This is a genomic window from Sphingobacterium multivorum (assembly GCF_900457465.1).
Taxonomy (GTDB): domain Bacteria; phylum Bacteroidota; class Bacteroidia; order Sphingobacteriales; family Sphingobacteriaceae; genus Sphingobacterium; species Sphingobacterium multivorum.
The window spans coordinates 69,585-89,363 of sequence record NZ_UAUU01000004.1 but is presented as its reverse complement, the minus strand read 5'-3'; the positions used below and the strand labels follow the sequence as shown (position 1 = coordinate 89,363).

The following is a 19,779-nucleotide window of genomic DNA, read 5'->3' as shown; positions in this document are numbered from 1 at the left end:
TTTGCTGTTGGTCGTACCACCAAAAAGTTCAAACAAACGTTCGACGATACCTTTCTGCACAGTACTGCGATCAGATGCAGCATCGCCACAGATAATCTTCACAGGATCGCCACTATCGGGACGAATAACAACCTTCCCCTCCCTAGCCATAATAAGATCTTTCAATTGCGGCAATACATTGTCAACTACATTCCAGAGGTCGTAGGTATCCGATACGATGGAGATATTTCCACTTGGATACACCGTTGTGATTAAATGTCGAAATGCTTCTACCTCGTCCTCTCCGTACGAACACATTACACTGTGCTCCGTCGATGGGGTGTACATCATTACATCACTTTTTGCATGATAGTAGGATTTCAGATACTCCCGAACAGACAATGTAGCAGAGACACCGAAGCTCAACAGATGTCCCCCAGCCGTACGATAAGCCGTTTCAGGAGAACCCATACCACGCATGGAAAAATCTCCGGCCTGCGTAAAGACTTTATTGACGTCGCCCGTTCTCTCGGCAAACCCCGTCAATAACCTTTTATAGCGATCTGCGATTGTCGCTGCAGTCATCGGTGACCAGATAAAAGCCGATAATTGTGTTTCCAGGTAACCCGGAAGCCAGAAAAAATCGGGATGTGTATTTTCAATCGTAAACATTGGTACGCCGACAGGAACCAAGCTTCCTTCCTGCAACGCATTTACCTTGATTGGAAGATACCCCAGCCGATGTAAGTCGCGAATATGTTTCGAATCATGCGTCGCCGCAAACTTCGCGTTTGTATTTTCAAAAACAGTTGCAATTGCCTCTTCGTAAGCCGCCACGACCTCTTCTTCCGGTTGAGCAAAAAAGTTTGCATCAAATGAATTGGTGATTTCGGCCAAGGCTCCCTGTAATCCAAAAAATACAACATGACTAATACCTTCTATGCGAGACATGCGTGGCGTCCAAGTCTCATAAACCCATTCCGTATGTGTTGGATATTGATCCTTATGACACAATTTATAACCATCTGTCCAAAGTATTGGATTCTTGCTCATTGATTTAAACATAGCTTTCAGTCGTTAAGTTGATATAATTTATTTTTGAGTGCTCGGTATCCATCATGGAATTGGTGGTAAAGACACTGGTTATTGGTGAATCATCATCCAACAGGGTCCCTTTAAAAATTCGGGCTTCACAATGTGTGACCAAAAGATAAACTGCACTGGCTCCCATTTCTTTCAATATTTTCCCGGCCCAAAGAAATGTGCCACCTGCAGAACAGAGGTCATCGACAATAATAAATTTTGCGCCGAGCGGAATATCTCCAGCCTTAAGTTCCATCCCTTCGATCCGGCCTGTTTGTGGATTTCGCTTTTTCTCAAAAACACAGCTATTTTCATAGCCGCTGTTGATGTAACGTGCCGCCGCTCCTTTATCCGGGAAAACAATCCGATCATTGTCCGAAAAATCAAGCTTTTCCATCAGCTGTGGCAACCAGTCTAAAGCAGGATAAATCGCTATACTGTTTGCTAAAAGTTCCAGGGTAACATTGGAATGGGGTTCGACAACAAGTACCTTGTCAAATTGCAAACTGTTGATAAACTCCGCCACATAGTTCAATGTGAATAAATCACCTTCTATTTTGCGATCCATACGGCTATAGGGCATATAACGGATCAATAACCGACAAGTTTCAGCTTCGGTTTCATCCAACCGCTTCTTGACAAAAAGCAAGCGGATTAAGTCTCCATCTTCTTGATATGTAAATTCGACAAGGTTGTCTTTTAAGATCAACTGATCAAAATCTTTCACTTTTGTTTCCCCATTTGGAAATTGTTCTGTGACTACCTGTTGCTTATTTAATACGATCATAGCTTTTAATTTTACTTTGTACTATTGAGTATTTTTTACTCAACAAATATGAGGATTAAATTTAAGCGCGCAAAATATATTGAGTACTTTTTACTCATAAAATCACAAAAACACCATAAAACACTATCAATCAATCAAATAATTTAGAGAAAGTTAGTTTACTTAAAATTCATCCCCCATTTCTAACTATTGGTCCTAAAGCTGATCTCCTGATTCACCTATATTAAACCAAGCATACCTATACCAAGTCGTATCTCATAACAATTTTTAGTCACTATTTAGACAGTTATCATTCATTAATTATACAGTCCACACTGAGTCATCACTGAACGAGCACTGAACAATCACTGAACAAGCACTGAACAAACAATGTTAAAAGGTAGAATTTGATAGCTCGCTCATCCCCGTTTGGCTACACGGCATCCCGCTCTCCGTTTGATTGACGGGCAGAAAGAAAAATACGTGCGACAAGACAGAAAAATGCGATGGAAATATGGACTGCACAGGTCCTATAGGAGATGCTCAGGTGATAAAAAACTGCTGAGCGACAGTCTCCATAAAAATTAGCTGATTATAGGGATTGAAATTTTGCGATAAAACAAGATCTTTGTCTATACCAAAGTCAAAAAATTCTTTGTCAGCAAATTTGTGAGCCGGCGGGGGACTTTAGATTACTTTAAGCATAAAGCATGGAAATAGCCAATCTTATCAAACAGGATATTGAGTCAATCTTACAGATTGAATCTCAAGACATCAAACAGTTGGTCGAGGACTATCGCGAAGACTTAATGGATTCGGAAACCTATGACGCCATTGATGCGTACAATATGCTCTATTCGAATATTTATGAAATGTCCGAGGAAGAATACCTCGATGCTTTTCGCACGTTGGGAGAGGCCTATCCGAACTTTGGCAAGGCCGATGAAAATGACGTCCAAAAATCAATCGCTGAATTGGAACGATTAAAACATGCCTTTAATGAACTACAACTCCATACGACAGAAGGAAAACAGCTGCTCGCACTACAATTAGCCGTTTTGGAACTAGATATTCAGGTCTATCGAAAGCTTACCTTGTCGCCGACTACAATGGAGATACAAGCTGAAATCAATTTATTGGAATCCGAATCGTTTGGGTTAACCAATCAGATCAATCAGTTTTTAGAGCTATACCACGATTAGTCATGCGATCATTTTATACCATGAATCGCATAGGGTTAAAAATAGGTCTTTGCATGCTTTGCTTACTAGCCGGTCTGGCAACATCGTTATTTGCCTACCAAAACAAGATCGTTTTTCAGTCACAGCAGCAGCCGGGGAGCATAATACCCTTTTACATCACAGAGCAAGGAACACTTTGTTATAATTTGCATGCAGACAAGTTGGGCGTATACGCCATACAGATCAATCTCAACAGGCTCTTTCCCACCGCAACGACAGCGCATCTTCGTTCAAAACATTATGAATTATCAGACAGTACAATAACAATAATCAACTATGCTGAACCAGCTATCTCTATCAACTATAGGATTGCTAACAACACCTTTGTAATAGCCAAATCCTCCAATTGGCTCGCGGACTATCAACCCGAATTTCAATTTATCGCTTTGGACAGCCTCAGACACATGGAGAATTTATTCGACACGAACGATCTGAGCGGCCTCATGCAACTGGAGGTAGCCAAGCTCCCTTTTGAAAATATACTCTTATTTTTTAGTCAGCTGCATGGATTTTCCACAGTAGAGGAATTTAGCAGCAATGCCATTCATCGGATTTTAGAAAAGGGACAGTACGCTATCGCCAAACAGTTTCACCATTTATTTCTAGCTAAAAACAGACAATTCAATGATTTCGAAATCCTGAAGATAGCAATAGAAAAAAACGACATGGATTTTATCCGTAAAACTTCTTTAAATAGCCTGAACCGACTGGGTATTGATGAAATTAAAGCTGATTATAGCTTTACACAATGCACATTACTTGGAAAAGCTATCTTAATAAAAAACAAAATAATCGTAGATTATCTTTTGCAGAACGGTGCAAACACGGAGAAAGTATACCAATATGAATCCGACGTATTATCTGCTTTTCAACTTGCCGAAAGGACCAAGTCAAAGAAAATCATGAAACTATTTCAATAAGTCATCAATAAAACAATGAAAAAGACATTTATATACCTGCTATCGCTGATTAGCTTGATGTTAGTCACACTGATCTTTGCTGAGCCAATACATGCTCAACCAAAAAAAGTGGCCCCCAAACACGCAAAAGATAATGCGAAATTGCCCCCACTCAAAGATGGTGATATGATCTTTCAGTCTTCCATTTCACCGCAATGTAAAGCGATCCAATTAGCGACGCGTTCTCCGTATTCCCATTGTGGGATTATTTTTTATGAGAACGGTAATCCTTATGTACTGGAAGCCGTACAGCCCGTAACTGTAACTAAGTTAGAACACTGGATTGCGCGAGGGGAAAAGCAGCATTACGCGGTCAAGCGCCTCAAAAATGCAGATCAGGTACTGACCAATTCGACGCTGGCCAAAATGAAATCAATCGGCAAAAATCTTCTCGGAAAAAATTACGATGCTACATTCGAATGGTCGGACGATAAAATATATTGTTCGGAATTGATCTGGAAAATATACCAACGTGGAGCAGGCATCGAAGTTGGGAAGCTGGAAAAGCTGAAAGATTTTGACCTAAGCAGCCCCGAAGTAAAAACCAAATTGAAAGAGCGTTACGGCAACAGCGTCCCGCTGAATGAAACGGTCATATCACCAGCTTCGATTTTTAATAGTGCGTTATTGATCACGATTGCGAATACGTATTAAGCATACCTACATAGTTTTTTATTTTTGAAGCAGAACCGTCTTGCCGCCGTTTAATTTACTTTCTTCGGCGGCGTCTATAAATGCGCATATTGCCAGGGTTTCCTTTTCGTCAACCGGACTTACACCCGTTTCGAAAAATGGAAGGATCTTATCCAACAAGGGACCGTATCCCATAAATTGCCCCAAATGGACAATCTGATCTTTCAAAAAAACCGTTCCACCAAAATCATCCTTCCCCTCACGAATGCCCCGAAGTGAGGCAATTCTTCCATCCGCCCAGTTCCCAACATAAAACGAGGTACCCTGTTCCTGAACAGTCTTTACCGAAAGACACCCCGATCCCATCAACGCAAATAACATTTCAACGCCATGAATGCCGTACCAATATAAATCCTTATGTGAAGGTTCCGTTACTGCCGGACAATAGACATCTGCTCCGATAACCTTAGTCCTATCCAATTCCTGAAGACCGGTAATATAACGCAAGGAGCTTGACGAAAAAATAGGGCAACCATACTTTCTTGCAGCTTCAAAAATTTTGAAAGCGTCCGCATAGGAATTCGCTATTGGTTTGTCAATAAATAAAGGTTTCTTTGCTTTAATCACTTGAAGTGCCTGTTCCAAATGGAGATTTCCATCATTTGTCTCCAAAAGTACATAATCTACTTTCTTCAATAGTTCGGCAATACTTGATACGATCGAAACCCCGAGCTGTTGCACTTCCGCTGTAATTTTCGGAATACGCTCGATACTTAAAGGGATCGTTTTGCTTCCATAGGGGTAAGCCGCAGTAACCCTGAATTTTCCATAGGGATGATTGCTGGCAGCCGTATTAATCGCTCTTGTAAAAGCAGCAGCGTGCGTAATATCCAGTCCAATGATCCCTATTTTTTTCACCTTCTCTTGCCTCGAGGACAGCTTGTTATTCGCTTTAACGGCATAGGATAGTCCAAATGCAAAAGAGGACATCAAGAATTTCTTTCTATTCATTTGATTCATTCAAAAGAGAAATAGCTGCATTGACCAAAACAGCCATGGATGTTTCGAAAGCCTTTTCATCCAGATTGAACTGTGGATTATGAAGGCCATATTGCGTGGTGGAATCGTCGTTATTTGTCCCAATCAACATGAACAACGCCGGATAACGATAAGAATAATAAGCAAAATCCTCGGCCGCCATCCAGATTTCGAGATCTTGTGGCACACTATTCCCCATCGTTTCCGCAATAATTGTTTTGACTTTTTGCGTTAATGCGGGATCGTTATAAAGTGCGGGGTAACCATGCCGTACTTCAACTTCCACCTTTGCACCCAGCGATACGGGAAGCGTTGCCGCTATTTCAGCAACCATTTCCAGCGCCTCCTTGCGCCATACCTCATCCATGGTACGAAATGTTCCGGCTAATTTGACTTCCTCGGGAATAACATTGGCAGCACCATCCCCAATGAAACGACCAAAGGTCAATACAGACGGCACATCGGGGTTGGCTTTCCGGCTGACAACTTGCTGTAAGGTGGTGAGTAACTGCGCGCCGATCATAATGGGATCAACAGCCCGATGTGGCTCCGCAGCGTGGCCACCACGTCCCTTAATGGTGAAATAGAACTCGTCGCTCGAGGCCATAAATCGTCCCGAACGTAAACCGACTTTTCCTACAGAAACACGGGGACTTACATGTAACCCCAGCACAGCTTTAATCGTTCCACCAAAAGATTCCAGAATCCCGGATTCCAAAACCTGAATCGCTCCGCCCGGAATCTTTTCCTCAGCAGGCTGAAATAGTAGTATAATTTTACCAGAAAACTCCGTTTTATAATCATTTAATATGGAGGCCGCCCCCAAGAGATTAGCCGTATGAAAATCATGGCCACAAGCATGCATGACACCTCTATTCCTCGATTTATAGTCCACATCATTTTGCTCATGTATCGGCAAAGCATCAATATCAGCCCGTAATACCACAATATCATCGCTCGCCGATTTTTGTCCGGTCAGTACAGCCACAACACCTGTCTGAGCGACAAGCTCGAATGGTATACCCAGTTCGCGAAGTTGTTGCTGAATATAGGCACTTGTCTCGTATTCTTGAAAAGACAATTCAGGATGCTGATGGATATGTCGGCGCATTGCAACGATTTTTGGAAAAACAGTCGCTATCTTGGCATTTAATTCTTTCAATATTGGGTCGATCATCTGGATAAGTTTTAAGAGTATAACAGGTCAACAAGTTAAGCTAAAAATAACGTACATAAAAATAGAGCACCAACACCGTTATAATAATCCACCATAAGGTCGGATTTCGAAAACCACGGTAAGCGGCTTTATCCTGATCCGGTACCTGAAAAGAATCGCCCGTCAACACCAGATTTTTTAATCTTGCTTCGGCGACCGCTGGTGTCAACAAACTGACCACAGCACAAGCAAGCATACAAGTCCAGAATACAATGCCTGTTCTATTAAAAAACGGCATTTCAGGTAAGGTGTATTCCAAAAGTAAAGAAAGGGGAATTGTCAGTAAACCTGCTGTTAAAGCACCCTGCGATGTGGTTCTTTTCCAAAATACCCCCATTAAAAACATTGTTGCGATGCCTGGCGTGAAAAGACCATACAGATTCATCAAATAAAGGAAAACCGGCTTATCCGAATAACTGATCAGTACAACCGCACTCATGGAACCCGCAAACTTCAGTAATTATTTCAAAAAACATGCGGGTATACCACCTTTAGCCTACCGCAATAAGCCTGTTTGATTTTCACAATAATTTGTTTGAATTCTATATCTTTCGAAACAGGCAATGAAGCTACTTTTGTCCACATCATATTTAGCAGGTCAAAGAGAAAAAAGTGGCTGGCTGCATGAACGTCCATAGAGACGCGAAATTTAAAAAATTAAAGGATGGAAAAAACACTAAACCACAGCAATCTTTTATCCCGACGATACTAGCATTTGCACTTGTTCCGATTACGGGACTTGCGACCGATATTTATCTTCCGTCGATGCCACAAATGGCTCAGGAGCTTGGCTTGAATGAAAGCAAAATCCAGCTAACCCTTTCGCTTTTTCTAATCAGCTATGGTGTTGCTCAGTTCTTTACAGGAGCGTTGGTTGACGCTTGGGGAAGATATCGCATCAACCTGATATCACTTTTCCTTTTCATTGTCAGTTTCTGGATTACAGCAAGCACGCAAGATATTTGGGTTATTTACCTGATGCGTATTCTACAGGGCATCTTATCGGCATTTGTGGTCATCTCAAAAAGAGCCTATTTTGTGGATGTCTACGAAGGTGAACAGCGCAAGCACTACCTCAGCATTATGACCATCGTCTGGTCGATCGGTCCGATTGTCGCTCCTTTTATTGGCGGCTACCTTCAGACACAATTTGGTTGGCGTTCTAACTTTATGGTTCTGGCCGTTTACAGTGCTGTACTTTTCATCCTTGAACTGATCTTTTCTGGCGAAACAATCAAACAGAAGAAACCTCTCCATATCAACTACCTGATTGGCGAATTTAAAATGATGCTTAAAAGCAATGATTTTACCTTCGGTATAGTCATGTGCGGTATATCCTACGGTCTTGTCATGTTCTACAACCTCAGCGGTCCCTTTTTTATTGAACACCAGCTGGGCTATAGCGCAATCACAACCGGTTATACCTCGCTAATTATGGGCTTAGCTTGGATGTGTGGTGGTTTTATTGGTAAAGCCCTTATTAAAAGAGCCTTGGTTCCGAAGTTGAGAATCGCCAACTTCATTCAGATCAGCCTGATTGTATGTATGCTCTTGGTTTCACCTTACCTGTCAAATCTCTATACATTGACATTTTTCGCATTTGCTGTACATTGTACAGCAGGATTTATTTTTAACAATTATTTCAGCTACTGTTTAGGGAGGTTTCCATTGTCGGCAGGTATCGCCGGCGGATTGGTTGGCGGAATTACCTACCTGCTGACCTCTTCACTCAGTTACATCACGGTAAGCTTGGTAAACCCTTCTTCGCAGTTTCAGATTGGATTAGGTTATGGCATATTTGCGCTGTTGGGATTGACCACTTTATACGTTATTCATAAGTTGGTCAAAAGCGTATAAGCTATGGGCAGGTTCTTTCAGCGACAGGGCAATATTAACCTGTAGCTGGACAGCTTCAAAACTATACTTAAAAGTTGAATTATTTTTAAAATAGTATTAAAAACAACTATATTTGTTGCATCATAATTTAGGTTTATAATTGGTTATTGAAGGTTTTCATTCTCCCCGTTTGAAAACCTTTTTTTTTGACCGAAAAAAATTCAGTCTGCTGTCCTCGCTGCTGCTGACCAAATCACGAAAACCCTTGCTTATTTTTCTAAATTGCTACTTTCCTTTACACCGAATTTTTCAACATAGGTACGTGGACTCTCCTTATAGAATTTCTTAAATGATTTGCTAAAATACTTTGGATCATTGAACCCGACCTGATAAGCCACCTCGCTGATACTCAAACCTGTATCGTTCACCAAAATATAGGCTGCTTTCTTGAGACGGACCATATTAATAAATTCAACCAGATTCAGTCCCGTTTGCTGCTTAATCTTGCGGTACAAAACAGAGCGGCTCACACCGATGGCTTTTGTAAGATCAAGCACGCCAAAATCTTCGCAGCCCAGATTTTCTTCAACAATCTTCAACACCTGATCCAAGAAACGGGTTCTTTCGGGCAGATCTGTTCCCTGCGCTCCAAGAAGATAATGCTGTACAAATTTTTCCTCCAACCTTTTCCGCGTCTGTAAGATGTTAGAAATTTTCTGAATGAGGTGCGGCATACTGAAGGGCTTGGTAATGTAATCATCTGTACCGATTTCAAATGCCTCTGTGATATAAGGATCAGCTGTGCGGGCTGTCAAAAGAATCACCGGAATATGATTTGAACTGCTATCATTTTTAATCTGCTGCAAAAGTGTGATTCCGTCACAGTTGGGCATCGTTACATCCGAAATGATAATATCGGGCTGTTTTGTTTGCACCAATTCCAGGGCCTCAATACCATCGTTGGCTTCCAAAACAATATATTTTTTTCGTAAATTTTCACATAGAAAACAACGTAGCTCCACATTGTCCTCGGCAACAAGTATGATGGGTTTATCTTCCTCCGCCGCAGGACGCTCAATTGCTGTTTTTGTAGTATCCACATAGGGCATACCGGCATCTGCTGGGTCAGCGCATATCATCCCTGGAGTATCCGTTAAGACCGGTAGCTCTTCGATGACGACAGCGCTCTGGGGCAGGCTGATCCGAAATACCGTATTGTAGTCTGTCGTTTCCTGTACCATATTGCTTTCAACAGTGAGTTTCCCGCCGTGCAACTGGACAATGGAACGGCAAAGTGCCAAACCTATTCCACCGTTGGTAGCCGACAAGCCTTTTGTATTGGCCTGATAAAATTGTTCAAATACAAAAGGAATATCTTTGGGTGGGATTCCACGCCCGGAATCCCAAACGGAAACAAGCAATTTCTCCAACTCACCTTCCACTTCTAGCTCAACCTGTATCTTTATTTTACCTCCCTTATCCGTAAATTTAAACGCATTATAAATCAAATTGACAAGGACTTTTTCAAATTGTTCCGGATCGAAACCTGCAACGTAATTAGGACTTACCTTATTATCCAGAAAAAACTGAATATTATTTTTTTCGGCAATAAAGTGAAAATTCTGGCGAATGTTTTCCAAATACGTAGCAAGATGAACCTTTTGGCAAAACAATTTCATCTTTCCGCCTTCATGTTTTCTGAAATCAAGCAGCTGATTGACCAGATTCATCAACCGATCGGCATTTCTCGTCGCATAACCAAGGTGCTCCTGTGCATACGCTGAAAGCGATCGGTCGCCTTTTAATTGATTTAACGGCCCGATAATTAATGACAATGGCGTACGGAATTCATGGGAGATATTGGTAAAGAAATTCAGTTTTGCTTCATGGAGCTCCTCCTGTTTTTCCGAATCTATTTGCCGAATCAAAAGGTCCTGTTTCAATTTATTCCGGCCGTGGAAAAATCGGATAACCAAAAAACCGGCCGCAGCAAAAAGAAGAAAATAGCCGCTATAGGCCCACCATGTCTTCCAGGGTGCTGGCAGCACTTTAATCTTCAAAACCGTTGCCTTTTCGTTCCATACCCCATCGTTGTTAGCCCCCTTTACCCAAAGCTCGTAGGTACCAGGGTCTAAATTGGTATACGTAGCCACGGGATTGCTTACATAATTCCAGTCTTGATCAAAACCTTTCAGATAATACGCGTATTGATTTTTCTCCGGATGGACATAATTCAACACACTGAATTCGAGACTAAAAACATTTTGATTGTGATCAAGTATCAATTCATCCATCATGGATATATCTTTGGGAATAACAGCATCAATACCTGGGAGAACTGTTTTATTGAATAATTTCAGCTCTGTAAACTGAATGGGGGGAATATAATTATTGACACTTAAACTATCCGGATTAAATAGGGTGAAGCCGGAGAAACTTCCAAAGGCAAGTTTTCCGTCCCGCAACATTGCTGCTGCATTTTGAATATATTCGTTGCCAGGAAGACCATCGGTCTTCGTATAGGTGCGTACATGACCCGATAGGGGGTCGAAACAAGAAATCCCTGTATTTGTACTCAACCACAATTTGTTTTTCAGATCGCTCAACATCGCAAAAACATTGTTGATCGGCAATCCATTTCGTTCATTGAACCTTTTGAACGCTTTCTTCTCCGGAAGATAGCGATTGAGCCCGCCCATATAGGTACCGATCCAAATCTGTCCTTTTCGATCTTCATGGATACTCACAATATCATTTCCGCTAATTGAAAGAGAATCTTTCTTGTCATTTAGAAAGGAAACAAATTTATCGGTACCGGCTAGTTTTAGATTTAACCCATTGGAAGTACCGATCCATAGATTACCTTTTGAATCCTCTAGCAAAGCGCGCACCATATTGGAGCTCAATTGCTTTCCTGCAACATCAAATGTCTGGAAAGATCCCACTTTCTGGTTTTTACGAAGCACCTGTAGTCCGCCACCGAACGTGCCAATCCAAATATCGCCATTGCGATCCTCTAAGATTGCATAGACATTATTGTTTGCCAGGCCATTACTTACATTGGGATCGAAACGAAAATGTTCATAGCCTTGTTGCCCCTTTCGTCTTAAATTCAATCCACCGTCATAGGTACCTACCCATAAGTTCCCTCCCTTATCTAGACAGATGGACTTCACATTGTTATGACTTAGGCCATTCAGGTTATTTTTATCGTGACGTTCACTAAAAAACGAATTCGTACGCCGATTAAAATAATTCAATCCTCCACCCTCAGTTCCAATTACAAGTTCTCCCATTCCATTTTCAACAAAAGCGCTCACCACATTGTAACTTAAGCTATTGCGTTTAGCTTGATGGGTAAAATTCTGAAAATTGGGAATATCCTTGTCATAGATATTGACCCCTCCAAAATAGGTTCCGATCCAAATAGATCCCCTCTTGTCCTGAAATATAGGACGAATGGAATTATTGCTTAAGCTATTGGGATTTCCATCGTCTGCCTGAATAAAAAGCAGTTTTCCATTTTGATAAACATATAGGCCATTGAATGTTCCGATCCAAATCTTTCCATCAACTGTTTTTTTTAAGGACCGTACATCTTGACTGGCCAAACCTGTATGATTGCCCGCTTCAGTTAACGAGGATATTTCGCCTGTATGCTCATTGATAATCCGAATCCCATTATATTTCGTGCCTACCCAGAATATACCTGGACTAACCTCCAATACGGCCTGAAACCGTTGATTAACTTTATTATCTACTGATTTCTCTTTGAAGTAAGTCCGTAGAACCTTTAAACTATTTCCATCTTTCGATGCGGCCTGCATGAGTACAATGGCATCATCAGTACAAAACCACAATCGCTTTCTGCGATCCTCATACACGGTCCGAAAATTACGATAGTATTCTTTTCCCTGGCTTCTTTCAACGGTAATCTCATTGAAGACCAATTCCGCTTCGAGATGCCGGCCCTCTTTAATCTTATACAATCCTATATTTGTCGCAATCCAAATCTTGCCCTTGGAATCCTGAAAAATCTGATGAACGTTGACATCCATTTTTCCACTGCTACTCTCCACAGTAGGTAAGGGTATACGGATGAAATTGTCTGACGCACGATTGTATAAATTCAGTCCTGTCATTGTCCCTATCCAAAGCCGACTTTTGTTATCTTCCGTAATCGCTTGAATAAAGTTGTGCTCTAAGGAAAGGCTATCTTGTGGATTGCTGCGGTAAATCGTAAACTTTCTTGCGTCGTACTTATTTAAGCCATCACGGGTACCGATCCACATAAAACCCAAATAATCTTGAGCAATAGCGAAAACGCTGCCCTGAGACAAACCTTCATTGACATCCAAGTGTAAAAAACGATAGTTTTTTTCCTGCGCATGCAAAACAGAAATTAACGCTAAAGCACAGCAAAAACAGCGCACAAAAACACGTAGTGGCATCATAAGGTATATAATTGAAATGGATGATAAAAATAATCATTCCATTGAATAAACACGAACAAGAATCACTTTAATCGATCTTTTAATTGTTGCTCATAAAGCGAGCCGATCGACATTATCCGGTTTTGATTTTCCCAATAACCAGCGTTTCTATTTTTCAATCTTCCAGCTACTTTCTCTCCCTTTACGCCTATGGCAAAATTTTGCCCAGAAGTCCAGGGCTGTTGTACTGCAGCACTTTTGACCGTCCACTTCCATAAGACTTGTGTCACCCCAGTCCAACCGTGTCCACTCCCCCAATTACCCCGATCCTGCACATTAATTTCACCATCCGTTACGATTTGATCGTATAAGGTTCCAACAGCCCATCGATGATGTGGACCAATATCCGCATGTGTTCGTTCCGCGCTAGAAAGGCTAAAAACGTTCGGACCGAGGGTCCTGGCCCCTGTTACGTAATCATGACGACCTTCCGTCGTATAAAGTTCTTTAAATAAATTAAGCTGACCGTCATTATTGAACGAATACCTCCGCCCGCCTGTAATTTGAGATTTTCCATCCAGACACCGCGACTTCATTACTGTAATCTGTTTGGCAAAAGCACCAAGACTCACCGCCGCATAGCCAAAATAACGCGCGGTGATATTGCGCACCCAACCATTCGTTATTTTATCCATATCAATTGCAATCCAGCCGTGATTTTCGTCCGTATCACTTACAAAATCAGACTCGAACCGTATATTTTCGATCCCAACTTCACTTATACGCCCGTCGAAGGTGTAGGGAATAACGGCCACTTTTGCGTACCTCGGATCAATCGCCATCACCAGGGGATTATCAAAAAATACAGAGTCACCTCGAATGGCTAAAATAGTACGTTCAAAATTTAGCTTGTATTCCCGCGCTGTCCACTGTTTCGTCCCTTCTCTTTTTTCAATCTGGTTCATTCGAAGCGCTTCAATCCAGGCATCGTTCATTTCATACGAGAGGAGGACCTGCTCGCCCACTCTCCATTCCTTCGGACGATCGACCAGAACATAGTTAGCCCCTACAGGTCCATAGCCAGGCTTAACAAACTGTTGTCTAGCCTGATCCACTGTATAATTACCCGTACCGGAAACTTTCAATAAGCTCCGTTGGTGCTGGCCTGCTGCTTTAAGCAGGGTTTGTCCTTCGGCATCCCCCTCACCTCTCAACACCACACCGCTGGCATGAATTTCCAAACTCCCAGGTATAGTGTATAGGCCTTTTTTTAACAAAACAGCACCTCTATAACCGTTTTTATCAGGTGGTTTTGCTGCTACGGCATCGATAGCCTGCTGTATAATTTGCTGATCATCGCCATTTATGCTGGGTTTTACCGTAACCACGACAGGAACATTGGGCAGCTTTTGATCACCTTGATGATAGCCCACATGGCTAAAGTCGGGGATGACGTTTCCCTGTGCATCCGGAAAATAGATCAATTGTCCCGCTGGATTTTTTCGGACCAGATCCGATTGCACTTTTCCGGACTGCAGCTCTTCTTGTCGATGCAGTGCTTCCAAGAAATAATAATCGGCATAACTCAAAGGTTTATCCACTTCGGTATTGGAAGGTTTCGATCCCGTACTGTGTAATAATATAAAACCGCGATTTTTATTTGGTGGCGACATGTAATGGTCTATCAGGTTAGCCAATATGGTCTGTGCTTTTGCACGATAATCTTTTCCTTGGTTGCTATACGTGCTTAATTCCAACAGCCCCGATGCGATGACTGTCGCTGCCGACACATCCCGTGGTTCATTTGGTATATGAGGTGCATCGAAATCCCAATAAGGGATCAAGTCTTTCGGCATATTAGGATGTGTAAACAGCCAATGTGCAACTTTTTCGGCTTGCTGCAAATATTTCGGATCGCCGGTTTCTCTGTAACACATCGTATAGCCATACAGTGCCCAGGCTTCACCCCGCGACCAGGTCGATTCGTCACTTAAGCCCTGATGGGTGTTTTTATGCTGCACTGCTCCTGTTTTCGGGTTGTAGTCTATCACATGATAGGTACTGTAATCCGGTCTAAAATGATTTTTTAGCGTTGTGTTGGCGTGGCTCACCGCGATCTGATAATAAGTAGAGTCTCCAGTGAGTTTGGTTGCTTCAAACAGCAATTCTAGATTGAGCATGTTATCAATGATAACCGGAAAGTCCCAGCGGTGGCTATTGTGGTCCCACGAACGTATACAGCCGACTGTTGGATTGAAACGGGTTGCCAGCGTTTTGGCTGCCTGTACAAGCACCTCCCGGTACTGTGGATTTGCGGTTAAGCGATAACCATTTCCAACGCTACAATAGATCTTAAAGCCCATATCATGGGTCTTACCATTAAATTGCTCCGCCTCGATCGACCTTGTTGTTTCCGAAGCGAGATCCTTCCATTGTTGTTTTCCCGACTTTTCGTAGAGAAACCATAGGACGCCAGGAAAAAAACCACTGGTCCAGTCCCCCCTTTTCACAGCAACCAGTTCGTTATCTGTGGAAAGCGTACGTGGCGAAACCAAGGATGAATCCCTTTTTTTCAAGAGCTGCAATTCTTTATAAAGTAGTTGAGCTTGTTGATCTGCAAGGCCCCACGCTTTTTGCAGCTGCCTGGTACTCTGTGCCTCAACGTGTTGAAAAGCGCACAGAATTCCCGTCAAAAATAGTGCTTTGGCAATGGATGGCCTTTTTAAATTTCGAAAGCGCAAAAAGAGGGTATATCTTCGCAAAGACGTCGCATTAACATTCATGTTATCTGTAGGTTTTTAAGGTGAAATGGTTAAGTTATTTTATAAAGAGCCAGGAAAATCAAAGCCATATAATCGGGTTGCGAATGGGTAAATTTCGAACAACCTCTTCTTGTTCAGGTGCATGATCAAGCTTTTTCCAAAGCTGCAGATAGTCTTTATTCTGGTAAGCTTCTGCCGAAAATACGAGTGCCGGATGCGCAATTGGCCACTGATCCCAATACATGACATCTTTCGGATACGGCCATTTTTCTTTATCTGCAATATAAGGGACCATAAAATCAACACCCGTTTTTATTGTCCGCCCATCTGACAATGTATACTGCCAAAGGGAGGTGTTGGTCTTGGACAAAATCTGGCAGATCATGGTCATCGCATCCAGATTAAACAACGCGTATCCATAAGGTTTTGTCCGCTGCAATTCTCTCGGAAAACTGCCATTAGACTCCATTTGATTCGGCAATAACACGTGCGCATAGCGATCTGCACATCTGTTGAGTAATACCGTGTCTTGCACCAAACTCGAAAATGCAGCGACCTGCATCACCCAACAGGTACCATGGTTATTGGCAGCATTCATTTCATCGATCCCATATTGATGCGTTGTAAGCCAGCGTAAATAGGTTGCAAACCAGCGATGTATGGCATCCTTAGCAGCCTGTGGAAAATTGGGGTCGTCTTCAAATATCTTTACGCCCTGTGCAACTTCCATCAGATGAATGGTATCAATAATGCCTATTCCTCGCCCTGTAAAACGCCCTTGTATAGCCTGAGCATAAAGAAGATTCGGATTCATCATCGTCTCTGCATCCACGAACCAAGCCTTTAAATGGCGAAGGGCCTGCTGTACGTATTTTTTATCTGGATTCAAACGATAGGCTGAGGCCAGTGCCCCCACGATTCGGCTAAAGCGGATCATCGCTTTACGATGTTCAACGAAATTGGCTGGATTAGTCATCCCATCCCGTTGAATATAGGGCGCAGCGGGATCTTTGGGATCGGGCCACCAATAATCGCCTTCAGAATAAAAATCATGAATACCCCCGGTACTCCGAACTGCCTTATAAGCTGTCACAGACAATGGTTTCTGCTTCATCGCCCACTTGGACTGCTTTAGGATAACAGGGCGCAGCGTCTGGATGATCTCCTGCTCAAAAATACCTTCCTTCATTTTTGCCCTCAAGAATAAAGGGAAAATTGCGATCCCAAGGAGACAGCCAATGACGCGAACAATTGATGTAAATTTCATTTTTCCTGGATTTTGAATTACATTGGAACAATACGGTACCGTTTACCTTTTATGGTCTCAAATTGAACTTCAAACGTTTTTGGACCAGCTAAAAGGGGCAGTTTGGAAGAATCCGCTACCGTATACGGAAGTTGTTCCGGTTTATATAATAGCGCATTGTCTGTGACAGCTGCCTGATTTGATTCGACACCGACAACTTTAACGGGTAAAGGTGTACGCAAACGACAAACACCACCAATATTGGACACGATCATTGCTTCGGTCAATACGTTATTTTTCCAGGCAATATCTACGGTAAAGTTTCCCCTGGCCTTAATTCCTTTTATCGTCCCAGCAGACCATTCATCAGGTAGGGCCGGTAACAAGTGGACGGCCCCATCATGACTCTGCAGCAACATTTCAGTCATTCCCGCCGTAGCACCAAAATTCCCATCTATTTGAAAAGGTGGATGTGCATCAAATAGATTCGGATAGGCTCCGCCACCGCTCATCTGCGCACGGTCCAATTTGGGATCAATAAAATTTAAGGCATCCTTGAGGATTTTATAGGCATGATTTCCATCCTGAAGCCTCGCCCACCAATTTGTCTTCCAGGCTATCGACCAGCCGGTACTCACATCGCCCCTTAAAAGCAATGAACGCTTGGAGGCCGCAGCCAAAGCCTTGTTTTCTGCAAGGCTGATCTGATTGCCCGGGTATAATCCAAATAGGTGGGAAATATGCCGATGCTGGTCCTTTGGATCATCCCAATCTTTAAACCATTCCTGCAATTGTCCATATTGCCCCACCTGATAGGGATAAAGCTTTTCCTTCGCTTGTTCTAGTGCTGATTTAAATTCAGGATCAACGTTCAGTATAGCACAGGAGTGAATAACAGCTGTGAAAAGCTCCCGAATGATCGCCATGTCCATGGTAGAGGCCATGGTCAATTGATATTCCTTACCTGCTATTTTAATTGTATTTTCAGGTGAAGTGGACGGATTGGTGACGAGATATTTATTTCCGAGATCCGCAATCAGCCATTGCAACATAAATTGGGCTGCCCCTTTCATCAAGGGTAGGCCTTCTCCTTCAAGAACGTTTTGTCACCCGTAAAACGGTAGTGTTCCCATAGATGTGTGCTCAACCAGGCTCCTGCCATAGGCCATGCCGACCAGCGCGGCATTCCTTTGGGATCCCAATCGTATCCGCCCGGAGGGGAAGTTTTGGCCCATAGATCGGAATTATGATGAACAACCCAGCCCTTATCGATATTGTAATTTATCGATGCTGTTTTGGCCCCATTGATAGCCAGCTCATCCATAAAATCAAACAAAGGCTGATGACATTCTGCAAGATTGGTATTTTCCGCAAGCCAATAATTCATTTCTGTATTGATATTGGTCGTATAATTACTCCCCCAAGGCGGCTGCACATGATCATTCCAGATCCCCTGTAAATTTGCAGGTCTGCCACCTTGTCTGGAACTAGCAATCAACAAGTAGCGCCCAAAATGATAATAAAGCGTCAGCAGGCCCAAATCGGCCGGTCCTTTGGAAAACTGCATGATACGTTGATCTGTTGGCAATTTATCATGCACAGAAGTACCTGTCAGCTCAAAGGCTACTCGATTGAATAGTGCTTGATAATCTTTTTGATGATCGGAGAGTATGGTCTGAAAATTCTTTTTGGAGACAGTATGCATGCGGTTTTTTGCGAGCAGCGTGGCATCTTTACCTTCCTGACTCGGCGACTTATCAAAACCGTTAAAGCTTGTCGCTTCCGTCAAAAATAAAATCACCTCATCGGCGCCTATGATCTTAAGCTTATCCCCCTCTTTTTTTACCACACCACCGATATTCTTTACGCTTACCTGCATCGCAAAAGCCATCCCTTTTCCGCCAATACTGTCGTACACGACTTGTTGGGGTTCATAATCCCTATTGGCGACAAAACTTGGTGCTTTACCCTGCAAGGTCAGCTGATTATTCCCTTGCGCTGAAACACTGTATTTTAGCTTACTGGTTAAGGAAAGGTCGAATGTAATTGATTTTTTCTTGTCGGCCTTCAGTCGAACAACCAATGCTTTATCCGGAAAGCTGACAAAACTTTCTCTTAGGTATTGAACACCTTGATAGGAATAACTGACCAGATTGATCGCTCGCTCCAGATCCAGCTCCCGTTTGTAATCTTTTATCTTTTTTTCGTCCTGGTGAAAATCCAACCATAAATCGCCCATAGGTAAATACCGGGCAGAATAAGGTCCTTGCATTTTCTTCCAAAGAACTGCTGCCTCTTCATATTTTCCAGCAAAGATGGCTTGGCGCACCTGGGGTAAAACCTGCGGGCCGTTTGCATTATTGCCCGCATCGGGTTCACCCGACCATAGGGTATTATCGTTAATTTGAAACCTATCTTTACTTAGCCCACCAAATACCATCGCTCCTGTAGTGCCATTGCCTAGCGGTAGTGCCTCCTCCCAGAGCGCGGCCGGTTGATCATACCAAAGCTTGAGCTGCGGCGAATTGCCTTGTGCACGGCATGGCGCAAGCGACCCCATAAGGCCGAGCAGTAAAAAGAAGTTCAA

13 protein-coding genes and 1 pseudogene are annotated in these 19,779 nt (G+C 42.7%); 4 read left to right on the top strand and 10 right to left on the bottom strand.

The window, feature by feature from the left end:
* Both DTA23_RS06440 and DTA23_RS06435 read right to left on the bottom strand, forming a co-directional pair.
* Nucleotides 1–1,032 (bottom strand): nicotinamide phosphoribosyltransferase domain-containing protein (locus tag DTA23_RS06440; RefSeq protein ID WP_218565306.1); only part of this gene is annotated, 1,032 nt, incomplete at its 3' end.
* A 4-nt stretch (nt 1,033–1,036) separates the two neighbouring features.
* Nucleotides 1,037–1,849 carry a ribose-phosphate pyrophosphokinase gene (locus tag DTA23_RS06435; protein ID WP_112374176.1) on the bottom strand — a complete coding sequence of 271 codons (813 nt, stop codon included), beginning with the start codon at nt 1,847–1,849 and terminating at the stop codon, nt 1,037–1,039.
* A gap of 689 nt (nt 1,850–2,538) precedes the next feature.
* Between DTA23_RS06435 and DTA23_RS06430 the strand changes: the two genes are divergently transcribed.
* The 3 genes from DTA23_RS06430 to DTA23_RS06420 are packed head-to-tail and all read left to right on the top strand — an operon-like array spanning nt 2,539 to nt 4,682.
* A complete protein-coding gene (locus DTA23_RS06430; protein WP_112374175.1) occupies nt 2,539–3,030 on the top strand; it encodes a hypothetical protein in 492 nt (163 codons plus the stop codon).
* Between the two features lie 53 nt (nt 3,031–3,083).
* Nucleotides 3,084–3,989: a hypothetical protein gene (locus DTA23_RS06425; protein WP_146753015.1), complete on the top strand. Its 906-nt coding sequence runs from the start codon at nt 3,084–3,086 to the stop codon at nt 3,987–3,989.
* Nucleotides 3,990–4,004: 15 nt separating this feature from the next.
* A complete protein-coding gene (locus tag DTA23_RS06420; protein ID WP_112374173.1) occupies nt 4,005–4,682 on the top strand; it encodes a YiiX family permuted papain-like enzyme in 678 nt (225 codons plus the stop codon).
* 18 nt (nt 4,683–4,700) lie between these two features.
* Here the strand turns inward: DTA23_RS06420 and DTA23_RS06415 are convergent, their stop codons facing one another.
* From DTA23_RS06415 to DTA23_RS06405, 3 genes are read right to left on the bottom strand one after another with little or no spacing between them, the layout of a single operon-like run.
* Nucleotides 4,701–5,672, bottom strand: coding sequence for a Gfo/Idh/MocA family protein (locus tag DTA23_RS06415; protein WP_239468708.1), 972 nt, complete (start codon nt 5,670–5,672; stop codon nt 4,701–4,703).
* Nucleotides 5,665–6,876, bottom strand: a complete 1,212-nt coding sequence (locus DTA23_RS06410; protein ID WP_239468709.1) for a M20 metallopeptidase family protein — start codon at nt 6,874–6,876, stop codon at nt 5,665–5,667. Before DTA23_RS06410 ends, DTA23_RS06415 begins: the two co-directional genes overlap by 8 nt.
* A gap of 40 nt (nt 6,877–6,916) precedes the next feature.
* Entirely contained in the window at nt 6,917–7,354 is a 438-nt protein-coding gene (locus DTA23_RS06405) for a sodium:solute symporter family transporter (protein ID WP_070569570.1), read from the bottom strand.
* A gap of 185 nt (nt 7,355–7,539) precedes the next feature.
* On the opposite strand from DTA23_RS06405, the gene DTA23_RS06400 reads away from it, so the two are divergent.
* Nucleotides 7,540–8,772 carry an MFS transporter gene (locus tag DTA23_RS06400; RefSeq protein ID WP_112374171.1) on the top strand — a complete coding sequence of 411 codons (1,233 nt, stop codon included), beginning with the start codon at nt 7,540–7,542 and terminating at the stop codon, nt 8,770–8,772.
* 248 nt (nt 8,773–9,020) lie between these two features.
* Here DTA23_RS06400 and DTA23_RS06395 read toward each other — a convergent pair whose 3' ends face one another.
* The 5 genes and pseudogenes from DTA23_RS06395 to DTA23_RS28605 all read right to left on the bottom strand — a co-directional run.
* The gene (locus DTA23_RS06395; protein ID WP_112374170.1) at nt 9,021–13,205 is read right to left on the bottom strand and encodes a hybrid sensor histidine kinase/response regulator transcription factor; all 4,185 of its coding nucleotides are present in this window, start codon (nt 13,203–13,205) and stop codon (nt 9,021–9,023) included.
* A 62-nt stretch (nt 13,206–13,267) separates the two neighbouring features.
* The gene (locus DTA23_RS30190; protein ID WP_112374169.1) at nt 13,268–15,967 is read right to left on the bottom strand and encodes a glycoside hydrolase family 88 protein; all 2,700 of its coding nucleotides are present in this window, start codon (nt 15,965–15,967) and stop codon (nt 13,268–13,270) included.
* A 58-nt stretch (nt 15,968–16,025) separates the two neighbouring features.
* Nucleotides 16,026–17,213: an alginate lyase family protein gene (locus tag DTA23_RS06385; protein ID WP_112374168.1), complete on the bottom strand. Its 1,188-nt coding sequence runs from the start codon at nt 17,211–17,213 to the stop codon at nt 16,026–16,028.
* A 17-nt stretch (nt 17,214–17,230) separates the two neighbouring features.
* Nucleotides 17,231–17,611: a glycoside hydrolase family 95-like protein gene (locus tag DTA23_RS30860; RefSeq protein WP_440591178.1), complete on the bottom strand. Its 381-nt coding sequence runs from the start codon at nt 17,609–17,611 to the stop codon at nt 17,231–17,233.
* 54 nt (nt 17,612–17,665) lie between these two features.
* Nucleotides 17,666–19,752, bottom strand: a pseudogene (locus DTA23_RS28605) (glycoside hydrolase family 95 protein); the annotation flags it as partial.
* Between the last annotated feature and the right edge of the window lie 27 nt (nt 19,753–19,779).

Coding starts and splice junctions, on each gene's coding strand:
- DTA23_RS06395 (WP_112374170.1), bottom strand. CDS start 13,205: ATGATGCCACTACGTGTTTTTGTGCGCTGTTTTTGCTGTGCTTTAGCG.
- DTA23_RS06410 (WP_239468709.1), bottom strand. CDS start 6,876: ATGATCGACCCAATATTGAAAGAATTAAATGCCAAGATAGCGACTGTT.
- DTA23_RS06420 (WP_112374173.1), top strand. CDS start 4,005: ATGAAAAAGACATTTATATACCTGCTATCGCTGATTAGCTTGATGTTA.
- DTA23_RS06405 (WP_070569570.1), bottom strand. CDS start 7,354: ATGAGTGCGGTTGTACTGATCAGTTATTCGGATAAGCCGGTTTTCCTT.
- DTA23_RS30860 (WP_440591178.1), bottom strand. CDS start 17,611: ATGTTGCTGCAGAGTCATGATGGGGCCGTCCACTTGTTACCGGCCCTA.
- DTA23_RS30190 (WP_112374169.1), bottom strand. CDS start 15,967: ATGAATGTTAATGCGACGTCTTTGCGAAGATATACCCTCTTTTTGCGC.
- DTA23_RS06430 (WP_112374175.1), top strand. CDS start 2,539: ATGGAAATAGCCAATCTTATCAAACAGGATATTGAGTCAATCTTACAG.
- DTA23_RS06425 (WP_146753015.1), top strand. CDS start 3,084: ATGCTTTGCTTACTAGCCGGTCTGGCAACATCGTTATTTGCCTACCAA.
- DTA23_RS06385 (WP_112374168.1), bottom strand. CDS start 17,213: ATGAAATTTACATCAATTGTTCGCGTCATTGGCTGTCTCCTTGGGATC.
- DTA23_RS06400 (WP_112374171.1), top strand. CDS start 7,540: ATGAACGTCCATAGAGACGCGAAATTTAAAAAATTAAAGGATGGAAAA.
- DTA23_RS06435 (WP_112374176.1), bottom strand. CDS start 1,849: ATGATCGTATTAAATAAGCAACAGGTAGTCACAGAACAATTTCCAAAT.
- DTA23_RS06415 (WP_239468708.1), bottom strand. CDS start 5,672: ATGAATAGAAAGAAATTCTTGATGTCCTCTTTTGCATTTGGACTATCC.